The organism is Bradyrhizobium sp. MI1.11, from assembly GCF_055811255.1.
This window is the reverse complement of record NZ_JBVVPM010000001.1, coordinates 266,786-277,601: the sequence shown is the minus strand read 5'-3', so window position 1 is coordinate 277,601 and position 10,816 is coordinate 266,786. Positions and strand designations below refer to the sequence as shown.

The window sequence follows — 10,816 nt, the reverse complement described above, 5'->3', positions numbered from 1 at the left end:
GCCGCGGTTGCGCCGCCCGCTGCGCCGGAGAACAGCACGTTCGACAGAGCGCTCGCGCTGGAATAGGTCGTGGTGCCACGCAGGTCGGTCGAGGTCGCACCCGCGATCGTGGTCGAGACGTTGGACTTGGTCGAATAGCCGACCGTGGTCTGCAGCGCCTGGTTGGCGATCGACTTGGCGCTGTCCAGCAGCTTCTGGAGCGAGGTGATGCCGGTGTTGGCGGCCTGGAGCACCTGCACGCCGTTGGCAATGCCATCGAGCAGATTGTTGATGTCGCTGGCGCGGTTGTCGAGCGACTGCGCCGTGAAGAAGTTGGTGGGGTTGTCGAGTGCCGAGTTCACCTTCTTGCCAGTCGACAAGCGGGACTGGGTGGTGGCGAGCAGATCGGCGGTGGACTGGAGGGAGAGCAGGTTCTGGCGAACCGAGGAGGAGAGAACGATACCGGACATACTGTTACCTTTCTGGTAGCTACGCGTCCTGTCTGACCGAGATTGATCAAACGACGGGCGGACGGTTGCGTCCAAGCCTCTAACAATCCGTGAAATGAAACTCCGGGTTTGTCTGCTTCAGGCCTTCAAACCCGGTCCGAAGGCGCCAGTCCGAAATTTAGCCCGGAACCAGCGCCTTGAAATCCTTCACGTTTCCGCGACGGCGGCCGGCGTTTACAACCCGTTAACCACATTGAGCAAGGATTGGACCCAAATCAGAGCCGGCAGCCGTCAGCGGGGGCACGCACGAGGCTCGTTACAAAAGGGTTGATGGAGAACAGGCATGGCTCTCAAGGTCGAACTCAAACCACACGAACGCATCATCGTCGGCAATTCGGTGATCACCAACACGGATCAGCGCGCGCGTCTTCTGATCGACGGCGAGAACGTGCCGATTCTGCGCGAGCGCGACATCCTCACGCCGGAGACCGCCGATACGCCGGCCAAGCTCGTCTATCTGGCGGTGCAGCTCATGTACATCTCGCCGGACCCGCAGACCCAGCACGGCACCTATTTCAACCTGGTGCGCGACATTGTCACCGCGGTGCCCAGCTCCTGGCCGATCATCGAGGGCATCAACAACAACATCATGAGCGGCGACCTCTACAGGGCGCTCAAGGAGGCTCGCAAGCTGATCGCTTATGAAGACAAGCTGCGCGACCAATACGAAGCCAGCCATCTCAAGAGCGAAGTCAGCTCGGCCGCCTGAGCACCTCCCACCATCTGAAACAAAGCCGCCCCGGACCAGGTCCGGGGCGGTTTTGTTTTGAAGGAACCGCCATCACTGCGCCGCGAGCGGCGGTGCCTCGACCTCGATCACGCCGCCGCTGCGCCGGGCACCGAACTCCAGCACGGCCGCGACCAGCGCATCGATATCCCTCTCCTCGGTCCGGTGATTGACGATCGCGGCGCGGATCGCAAACCCGCCGTCCAGGGTCGTGCTCGAGGGGGCAGCGATACCGGACTCCTGGATGTCGGCGACGATCTCGCGATTGACCTCGTCGGCAGCGCGGTAACGGAAGCAGACGATGTTGAGATTGACCGGTGCCAGCAATTCCAGCCGCGGCTCAGCGAGAATGCGCGTCTCCAGGTATTTCGCCAGCGCACAGCTTCGCGCGATCACCGCACCGAGCCGATCGGTGCCGAATGTCTTCAGCGTGAACCACGTCTTCAGCGCACGGAAGCCGCGCGACAGATCGGGGCCGAGATCGCAGGGCCAGATCGCTCCGGCCGCAAGCCCCCTCGCCTCGCGACGCAGATAGGCCGCGGGCTGCGCAAAGGCTTGCCGATGCTGCTCGCCGTCGCGCACCAGCAGGAAGCCGGCGTCATAAGGCACCTGTCCCCATTTGTGGAAGTCGAGCGCAATGGAATCCGCAAGCTCCATGCCGCCGAGCAGCGGCGCGAGCTCGGGCGACAGGATCGCGAGCGCACCAAAGGCGCCGTCAACGTGAAACCAGATCCCCTCCTCTCGGCACAGCTCCGCGATCGTCTTGAGATCGTCGACCGCACCGATATCGACCGTACCCGCGGATGCGACGACCAGGAACGGCTTGAAGCCGACCTCGCGATCGATCGCGATCTGCGCACGCAGCGCGGCAACGTCCATGCGATGATCGGCATCGACGCCGATCTTGCGCAGCGCATCGCTGCCGAGCCCAGCGATGTCCATCGCCCGCGAGACGCAGCCATGCGCGACCTGCGATGTATAGGCGGTAAGAAGCGCTCCGTCATTGCCGATGCCGTATTGCCGCGCCAGCGCGCCGAGCGCGCTCGTACGTGCCACCAGCACGGCCATCAGATTGGCCATCGACGTGCCCGTCACGAAGATGCCGCTCGCGCTTTCCGGGAAGGCGAACAGGCTGCGCATCCAGCGGACGATCTGGCGCTCGACTTCGATCGGCATGTGATCGCGGCCGCCGAGATTGGCGTTGAGACCTGCCGCGAGCATTTCCGCGACCATGCCGACCGCGGTGCCGCCGCCATGCACCCAGCCCATGAAACCGGGATGGACGTTCCCGGTCGCATAGGGCGCGACATGTTCGGAGAAGTCGCGATAGACGTCGGCGAGATCGCTTGCCTCCCGCGGCACGTCGGCCTTGAATGCCGCGCGAACGCCGTCGGGGATCGGCTGCCACACCGGACGCGCGCGAATGTTGGCGATGCCATCGATCGTCTCGTCAAGCATGCGATGGGCGAGCGCGCGAAATTCGCTCCAGTCCTGCGGATCGAGCGAAGTGTGCGTGACAGAGCTTTGGGTGTTGCGGATGATCTCGTTCATGCTGCACTCTCCTCACCCGCTCTTGCGTGCCGCGACAACATCGCCGTGAATGCCGCGAAGATCTTGCGCATCTGCGGCGGCTTGTACGGAAACACGGCCGGCGGATCCATGTTGTGCACGACGGCGGTGTTGTCGGCTTCGAACACCAGCAGCTCGCGCTTCTGGTTCTCGGCGCAATCGACGATGAAGTAATCGAGACCGACGCGCCTGCTCATTTCGTCGAGCGCGATTTTGTGGCGCGCCGCGAATGCATGGTCGAATTCGAGCATGAAGGCGGCTTCCTCGGCCCGCTTCTCCTCGCTGAACGCCATGAAGGCGTTGAGATACCAGATGTCCCAGCGATCGGCGATCGCCATGTGACAGGCATAGGGTTTGCCGTCGACCATGGCGAGACGGTATTTGCGGTAGAGCCCGTCCGGACTCGCATAGTCGACGAAACGTGCGACGAAGAAGTCCTGCTCCTGTCGCTCGGCGAGATAGGCAGCGAGCGCCCCAGCATCGTCGAGCTTCGCGAGACCGACGCCGGCATGCGTACCGCGCGGCCGCACGATCATCGGAAAGCGCAGTTCGCCCGTGATCTCCTCGCAAACGATCTTGCCTTGCGAAAGCTCCGACAATTGCGCGCGCGTCGCGGGCGCGGTCACGGGAATGTCGAGGCCGGGCACGCCTGCCAGCAGACGATACAGCTTGTCGCGATCGAGATTGCCGATGAGATCGGGACGATTGAGCAGCGGTCGCGGCCAGTGTGGCGCGGCCTTCGCGATCAGCGCGAGCGCCTCTCGGCACTCCTCGGAATCGGATGCGATCACGATGGCGACGTCGTGCTCGGGCAGAGTCTCCGGCAGGCCGATGCCCTTGACCACGTAGAGCGTCAACAGCTCGATGTCGGAGTCTTCAAGCAGGAAATCGATCGGCGTGTTGCCGCCCATGTCGATATCAGCGGCGAGCGCGAGCACGCGCAGCCGGGGTTTTGGAGCAGCGCAAGGCGTACGAAACAATTGGTGGAAGGAGAGCACCTCGGTCTGGATCACCAGCCCGGCCTCCTTCTCGCCGAGAAGCTGGGCAATCAGCGAGAGATCGAGGCCTTCGCCGGCCTCGGCCGTTCCCTCCTCGATCCGCGCCAGCAGCCGCTCGCGCAACGGATGCAGGTCGCCGCCCTCGAAGGCGCGGCGCGTCAACTGGGCAAAGCCGATGCGATCGGCATGGTTCGGCGCGGTCACGCCGCTCGGCGCGGAAACTGGATGTTGCATCTCACACCTCGAACGCGGACTTTGCCGGCACGGCCGCAACCGCGCCACGGTCAAGCAGCAGCTCGATCTTCACCAGCACATGGGCGATGCGATCGAGAACGTGCTGCACATTGCGTTGCGCCTGCATTGTATCCGGCGACCACGCCTCGGTCACCAATCGTGCGCCGACGCAGAGGCGCAACACGGCCTGCGGCGCGCCGTGCTGCCGCTCCAGTCGGACCGGCTGGCCCACGAGACAGCGCTGGGCGGCCACTTGCCGGTCCGCCGCGCTGCCGCTGATCTCCTCGGCCATGTCGCGCGCCAGCGCCCGATGCACGGCGCTGGTCTCGGCGAGCGAGACCGGCTTACCGCCGCGCAGCAGCGTGAACGGGAAGATCGTGGCTTGCGCGAATTCCTCGTCCTCCGCGCCGGACTTGTCGATGGCGGTTGGAACGGCACGAAGCGACGGCGACAACGCGATCATGCTGTCGATGCCGGCCGCAAGCTCGGCCAGCATCCTGGCGCGGAAAGCCCCGGGCACGGCGTAGTAGCTGCCGATCTCGGCCAGCGCTGCCTCCCAGCGCAGCCATTGGCCGAAATTCGGCCGGCGCTCGAAGCGCGAGCGTAGCGTCGTCCACGCCACCGGCCAGTCGCAGCGGCCGGCATAGTCGAAGATGCCAGGCGCGATCCCGCCAATCCGGTCGATCGACCGCGACAGGCCTTTCGGCAGCAGCAGCGCACCGCTGAAGGCAGGTCCGCCGAAGAATTTCGAGCCGGTGATCAGCACCATGTAACCGCGGTCGAGATAGGCGCGCAGCCGCCGGCGGCCGATGCGCGCCTGGCAGGCATCGACGACGATTTGAACCTTGCGCGGCCAGCGCCGCGCGATCTCATCGAGACAGGCCTCGCTTGGGGCGCGCCAACCGAGTTTTGACGAATCCATGATCTGCAACAAAACGCGGCGGCCTTGCGCGAGGCTGGTCTCGACCGCGCGCAGCACCGCGGCATCGGCATCGGTACGCATCGCAATGCCGGCCACCATGTCGATCAGCGGCACCGCAATGCTATCGCCGGCCAGCCCCGTCACCGCGCCGTCCTTGCGCACGACAATGCCGCCTGCTGTCATCGTGCTGAAATGGTGGCCGCGTGCAGTATGCGGCGTTCCGCTGCCGGTCTGGTCGGCGCCGACCACGATCGTCACCGGCGCCGCGCCGAGCACCGCGCGGGCCACGAACAGGGCGTGAAGCTGGGAGTCCGTGCCGGACGGCGAGAACACGACGTCGATGCGCGACGAGAGCGCAAGGTGGCCGCGTAGCTCCTCGCGCATGTCCTCGCAGCGGGCGTCGAAGGCGATTTCGACCTCGTCGAACAAACATTTGTGCATCAGCTCTTCGCGCGCCAGCGCAGCGCAGTCGTAGGCCATCTGCGAGATCGTCGACGCAGTCGAGGAAGCAAAATTCCAGAGCTCCGGCTCCGGCGAAGCCGCGCAACCATAGGCGTTGACACGGTCGTTCGGATCGAGCGCCAGCCGCGGATCTCCGCCGGAGGCGAGCAGCGTATCCAGCGGTGTGAAGAGGTCGCGCAGGCGATAGCGCGAGCCGCCGTCGGACGCGCGCTCGCTGGCTGACAGACGGGATGCGCCGGCGCTCATCCCGAAAGGCTCACGCCGCATCGGCCGCCGCCGCGGGCGCCGCTGCGAATTGCGAGGTGATGTCGCCGTGGAACACCGACGGTCCGACGTGATCGAGCGAGCTCTCGATATCGGCCCAAATCTCGCCGCCGATGTCCGTCCAGCGCTTGCAGAAGGCGAAGTCCTCGGACAGATAGGTGCCGGTCGCCGCATCGATCGTGCATTCGAACAAGGCAAACCGGTTCTGGCTCCCCGCCAGGGTATCGTGCGAATGCTCGCGGAAGAATTGCAGGGCCGCATAGTCCGGATGGCGGCACATCGTTTCCAGCACGTGGCGCCGGATCATCAGGAAGCCGGTGCCGGCGTAGCGCACGGGCGTAAAGCCGTTGACCACGACAATGCGGTCGGGGTCTTCGATTTCGAGTACGTAGTCGAGCGAGGCGGCCGGCACGTCGGTGCGGCCGGCCTCGAATGCCCGCTTCGCCTTGTCCCAGTTGACCCGCTTGATCGGATAGCAGCCCGCGACGACGTCCGCGCCGCACTCGATCAGCCGGAACACCTGCTCGGGCTTGAACCCGATATCTGCATCGATGAACAGGAAATGGGTCGCCTTGGGATCGTCCAGAAACATCGCGGCTAGATTGGCCCGCGCGCGGGTGATCAGCGCGTCACCGTCGCGCAGCAGCACCTTGAGCTCGAGATTGGGCACGCCATGCACGGCGCGCTGGAGCGCGAAGATCGAACTCGCATAGATGCTCGACACCTGCCCGCCAAAGCAGGGCGTCGCCACCACCAGCTGCATCGTGTCCGACATTGACGGCTCCGCCTCGCTCCAATCCTCACCAAGAGGTAAAGAGGCATGGTTAACGGCGCCTTAACGCATCCTTACAGGAACTTGACGAGCGAGAGCTGCGAGAGGTTCGAGGTCACCTGGTAGGACGCCTGCAGCGCGTTCTGGAGCGACAGGATCTCGCTCGCGACCTGGTCCGGCGAGGCCGATTCCGCCTGGTCGATGATGGTCTGGAGCTGCGCCTTGGCCTGGGTCTGGCGCGTGCCTGCGTCCTTCATCGTGTTTTGGGCCATCGCGAGGTCGGTCTGGATGTCCTCGATGCTCTGCTGGCCGGGCTGCTTGGTCAGGGCCTGCGTCACCCGCACGCTCAGCGCGGCGACCTGCCCGCCTGAATACTGCCCGGTCGGCGAGGTCGAGAACGTCCCGAACACGGCGACCGCCTGCAGCTCCTTGCGGATCGCGTCCTCGTTCGCCTGCGCGCCATACTGCACCGTGACGGAATCGTCGACCCGGGCCATTGCGGTGGAGCGCGGCGAGCCGGGGCCGTCATTGCCCAGGTACCATTGCACGGTGGTGGCCGAGCCGTTCACCAGCGTCGTCGCCGAGCCGAGGGGGGAAGAGCCGACGCGCAGCGGAGCCTTTGCCGCCGTGACCGGGGAGGTCGTGAAGCCGAGCGCCGAGAATGCCGTGCTGTTCGAGCTCGTGATGTTGAGGCTCCCGGGATCGTCCGTGTTGATCGTGATCACGCCGCCATGGATGGTCGACGGCTTCGTGGTGCCGGTGATCTGATCGATCTTGCCAAGCAGAGTTGTGATGTTGTCGGTAATGTTGATCTGGTTTGGGCCGGCGGCGCCCGAGGCGACAAAGGTCAGTGTCTGACCGTTCACCGTGATCGTATCGGGGTTAACAGCAGGCGGACCCGCCGACCCCGCCTGGAACGCCGCTGAGAGGACCTCCGGGCCGCCAGCGGTCGCAGTGCCGCTCAGCACAGTTGAACCGGTGATTGGAGGCGTCGACGGCACGTTGCCGCGCGTCACGCTGCTGAGACCGAGCGCTGTGGCCGCCGAGCCGCCGGTGATCGCCACGTCGGTGCCCGTGCCGGTCGCGATCTGGATATTGCCGCTGGCGCTCAGAGTCACGTTAGCGGCGGGGATGCCGGCGGCCGTCGCGATCGCATTCAAGATATCAGACACGTTCGCGGCGCTGCCCGAAGCCAATCCGATCGTGGTATTGCCGCTAGCCGTCGTGACAGTGGTGACATTAGGGTCGAAGGTGATCGTGTGGGCGCCGCTCGCGCCGGTGATGGTCAGGGTGGTACCGGTCGGAACGTTGGCGAGCGCGTTGAGAATGGTCCCGTTGAGATGGGGTGTCGCCGAAGAATCGAGCGACGTGGTCGTAGACGCAACCGCCAATGCGCTGTCCTGCAACGCGACCGAGCCCGTCCCGGTCGTCGAGGTATAGGAGCGCAGATTGCCGGTGGCCGCCACATTCGCGGTGGCGGATCCCGCCGTATTGAAGAAATTGTCACCGGCCGTGACAGCGGACGCCGCCACCAGCGAGGTGCCGGCAAGCTTCTTGATCGCGGTGTTCAGCGCGGTGTTGAGGTTGGTCGCCGTGTTGTTCGGATTGACCGGGACGCTTGCATCGATGGCAAAGCTGCCGACAGGCGTCGGCGTCGCGGTCGACGCCGTCAGGTCGATCTGCTCGGTCGAGCCATCGGGCAGCGTGAACTGCACGCTGAGCTTGTCGCCATTTTTCGGGTTGACGCCGTTGAGGTCGACCGAGAACGACACCGGCGAGCCGCTCGGGCCGGTGACCGTCGCGCCGGTCAGCGTCGAGGAGACTGCGGCGATCTTCAGGCCGAATGGCGATACGGCGGCGTCCTCAGAGACCTTCACCGAGCTCGGCGTCGGTTGTGGCGCCGCCAGCACCAGCCGGCCCATGCCGTTGGCGCCGAGGTCAGCGGCCTGGCGCTCTGCCATGACGGTCTTGAAGCCCGCCTGCGTCGTGGTGCCGTTGATGATGTCGCCGGCATTCGCGACCGACGGCGTGTTGAAGGCGGTTCCGGAGAACAGATAGCGGTTGCCCGACTGCGTGTTGAGAACGCCGACCATCGAGCCGAATTGCGCAGCCGCAGTGTTCTGCGCAACCGTCTGGCCGTTGACGTTGAGATCCTGCGCGGTGTTGGCCGAGCCCGTCTGCACCGTGTTGCGAATCGTGGTCAGCGACTGCAAAGCCGTATTGGCGAGGTTGATGCTGACGTTGACGTTGGTCATCGTGTCGGTATAGGCAGCGATGTTGGAGATCTGCGCGCGCCCGGCGATCGCAAAGCCCTCGTTGGTGCCCATCCCGGAATAGTTCTGCGACAGCTTCCCGGTCGAGAGCTGCGTCGACAGGTCGGTGAGCTGCTGGTTGATGTTGCGGATCTGCGAGCCGAGAACCGACGAGGAATAGTTGATGCTGCTGATCGACATGTTTCAGAGCCCTGTTACTTGTTACACTTGAGCCTGGAGCAGCGTATTCATCATGCTCTGCACCACCGACATCACGTGGGCGTTGGCGGCATAGGCATTCTGCAGCTGGATCAGGTTCGACATCTCCGAGTCCAGGTTGACGCTGGAGGTCGAGTTGAACTTGGCCTGCAGCGTCGAGACCACGACGCTCTGGCCCTGCTGGAGCGCGGTCGCCTGGGTCGCAGCGTTGCCCTGAACGCTCAGGAACTGCTGGAGGTAGTTCGAGACGCTCCCGGTGAAGGGCTGGCTCGCCGAGCCCAGACCGGATTGCGGCGAATAGGAGAACACCGCCGAGGTGAGCTGCGAATAGAGATAGTCCGAGCGCGTGGTGTCGCCGGTGGGCGTCACCGGCGAGGTGTTGTAGACCGACAGCCTGGTCGGGTCGGTGGCGAGCTGCGTATTCACGGCGATGCGTCCGGCAAGGCCGGTCATCTGCGAACCCGATGCCGTGATCGCGCCGGTGTAGAGCGCCTGCCCGCCATCGGTGAACAGCGGCAGTTGCGGATTACCCGAGGTCAGCGACGAGATCGTCTTGGTGATCGAGGCCGAATTGACCTTGGCGAGGCCGCTGTTGTCGTCGGTCACCCGCAATGTGGTGGCCGTCGCCGGCGACGGGGCGGCGGCGAACGACAGATGCGAGCCGGCAAGCGCGGTGTTGAGCGCCGAGGCGATCGCGCTCATGCCGCCGGAGAAGTTCACCCCGATCTGCATCGGATTGGCGTTGGTGGGGTTCTGCAGCGGCAGCGCCGCCGGATCAGTCACGTTGACCAGCGTGACCTGTCGCTTCGTGTTGGTGGTCGTGTCGGTGTAGCTGAAGTTGACGCTGTTGCCCGGCGCCGCCCCGGCAAGGTCGAGATCGAAGCCGGCCGGCGGGCCGGTGACCGTGCTGCCGGCCGTGGTCTTGTCCGACAACGCGCTCGACATCGTTGCGGCGAACTGGTCGATCTGGTTCTGCGCCTGCACCAGCGTCTGGTCGCGCAGCTTCAGATCGGCCGCGATCTGGCCCGAAGACACCACGCTGTTGGCGACGACGTCGACCGAGGATCCGTTCGGGAGCTTGATGTTGAACGCGCCAACGCCGGATTTGGCCGGATCGATGTTGTAGAGCGAAGTCGCCGACAGCGCACCGGCGGACGCAAAGGTGAATTGCGAGGCCAGCCCGGCGCCGACCAGCTGGATACCGGTGGTGGTGTAAATGTTGGCCTGATTGGACCCGTCGACGGTGACGTGGACGTCGACATATTTCGACAGGTTATTGATGGCCTGGTCGCGCTGGTCCATCAACGTCGCAGCCGAGGGGTCGTGTTCCGACAGGCCCTGGAGTCTGGAGTTGATGTCGGCGACTTGCTGCATCGCCGCGTTGGCAGCTATCGCCGAGGTGCTGAGATCCTGCTCGACGTTGGAGCGCAGCGACTGGATGCCCTTGGTGGTGAGGTTGAGCTGCTGCGCCAGCGTCTGCGCGGCGCCGAGCGCAACCGTTTGCGCCGACGACGAGCCCGCGTTGGTCGACAACGCCTGCAGCGCCGTGGTGAAACTGTTCAGCGCGGTTTCGAGCGTACCGCTGTTGCCGGGCGTGCCATAGACATTCTGAAGCTGCTTCAGAATGTTGGCCATCTGGTCGGCGTAGCCGCCGCCGCCGGTCTCGGTGCGCAGCTGCTTCTGCACATAGGTGTCGAGCTCGCGGCTGACGCCGGTCGTCGTCACCGTCGAGCCGAAGTCGCCGGTGGTGACCTCGATCTGGTTCGGCGTCTGGACGACGTAACCCGGCGTCTGCGAGTTGGCGACGTTCGAGGAAACGATCGAGAGCGCAGCCTGATTGGCACGCAGACCGCTCATCGCACTGGCGAGGGCTGAACTCAAACCCATGTTGACTTGCCGCCTTTGGTTA

At 64.9% G+C, this 10,816-nt stretch carries 8 protein-coding genes; 1 reads left to right on the top strand and 7 read right to left on the bottom strand.

The window, feature by feature from the left end:
- Positions 1-449: flagellin N-terminal helical domain-containing protein (locus AC0L30_RS01255; RefSeq protein ID WP_473403635.1), on the bottom strand; the 449-nt coding region annotated here is incomplete at its 3' end.
- A gap of 322 nt (positions 450-771) precedes the next feature.
- On the opposite strand from AC0L30_RS01255, the gene flbT reads away from it, so the two are divergent.
- Positions 772-1,197: a flagellar biosynthesis repressor FlbT gene (gene flbT / locus AC0L30_RS01250; protein ID WP_473403634.1), complete on the top strand. Its 426-nt coding sequence runs from the start codon at positions 772-774 to the stop codon at positions 1,195-1,197.
- 72 nt (positions 1,198-1,269) lie between these two features.
- Here the strand turns inward: flbT and AC0L30_RS01245 are convergent, their stop codons facing one another.
- From AC0L30_RS01245 to flgK, 6 genes are all read right to left on the bottom strand, one after another.
- Positions 1,270-2,766, bottom strand: coding sequence for a pyridoxal phosphate-dependent decarboxylase family protein (locus AC0L30_RS01245; RefSeq protein ID WP_473403633.1), 1,497 nt, complete (start codon positions 2,764-2,766; stop codon positions 1,270-1,272).
- Complete coding sequence (locus AC0L30_RS01240; protein ID WP_473403632.1) at positions 2,763-4,016, bottom strand: ATP-grasp domain-containing protein; 1,254 nt, start codon at positions 4,014-4,016, stop codon at positions 2,763-2,765. The genes AC0L30_RS01245 and AC0L30_RS01240 overlap by 4 nt, the downstream gene beginning before the upstream one ends.
- Before the next feature lies 1 nt (position 4,017).
- On the bottom strand, positions 4,018-5,667 hold the full coding sequence (locus AC0L30_RS01235) for a sugar phosphate isomerase family (RefSeq protein WP_473403631.1): 1,650 nt from the start codon (positions 5,665-5,667) through the stop codon (positions 4,018-4,020).
- Entirely contained in the window at positions 5,657-6,439 is a 783-nt protein-coding gene (locus tag AC0L30_RS01230) for a hypothetical protein (RefSeq protein ID WP_219682796.1), read from the bottom strand. Before AC0L30_RS01230 ends, AC0L30_RS01235 begins: the two co-directional genes overlap by 11 nt.
- 71 nt (positions 6,440-6,510) lie before the next feature.
- A complete protein-coding gene (locus AC0L30_RS01225; RefSeq protein ID WP_007602098.1) occupies positions 6,511-8,889 on the bottom strand; it encodes a flagellin/flagellar hook associated protein in 2,379 nt (792 codons plus the stop codon).
- A 21-nt stretch (positions 8,890-8,910) separates the two neighbouring features.
- Positions 8,911-10,794 carry a flagellar hook-associated protein FlgK gene (gene flgK, locus AC0L30_RS01220; RefSeq protein WP_007602097.1) on the bottom strand — a complete coding sequence of 628 codons (1,884 nt, stop codon included), beginning with the start codon at positions 10,792-10,794 and terminating at the stop codon, positions 8,911-8,913.
- Positions 10,795-10,816 lie beyond the last annotated feature (22 nt).

Excerpts from the sequence above, each read along its gene's own strand:
- AC0L30_RS01240 (WP_473403632.1), bottom strand. The coding sequence starts at position 4,016 with ATGCAACATCCAGTTTCCGCGCCGAGCGGCGTGACCGCGCCGAACCAT.
- flbT (WP_473403634.1), top strand. The coding sequence starts at position 772 with ATGGCTCTCAAGGTCGAACTCAAACCACACGAACGCATCATCGTCGGC.
- AC0L30_RS01225 (WP_007602098.1), bottom strand. The coding sequence starts at position 8,889 with ATGTCGATCAGCAGCATCAACTATTCCTCGTCGGTTCTCGGCTCGCAG.
- flgK (WP_007602097.1), bottom strand. The coding sequence starts at position 10,794 with ATGGGTTTGAGTTCAGCCCTCGCCAGTGCGATGAGCGGTCTGCGTGCC.
- AC0L30_RS01230 (WP_219682796.1), bottom strand. The coding sequence starts at position 6,439 with ATGTCGGACACGATGCAGCTGGTGGTGGCGACGCCCTGCTTTGGCGGG.
- AC0L30_RS01245 (WP_473403633.1), bottom strand. The coding sequence starts at position 2,766 with ATGAACGAGATCATCCGCAACACCCAAAGCTCTGTCACGCACACTTCG.
- AC0L30_RS01235 (WP_473403631.1), bottom strand. The coding sequence starts at position 5,667 with ATGCGGCGTGAGCCTTTCGGGATGAGCGCCGGCGCATCCCGTCTGTCA.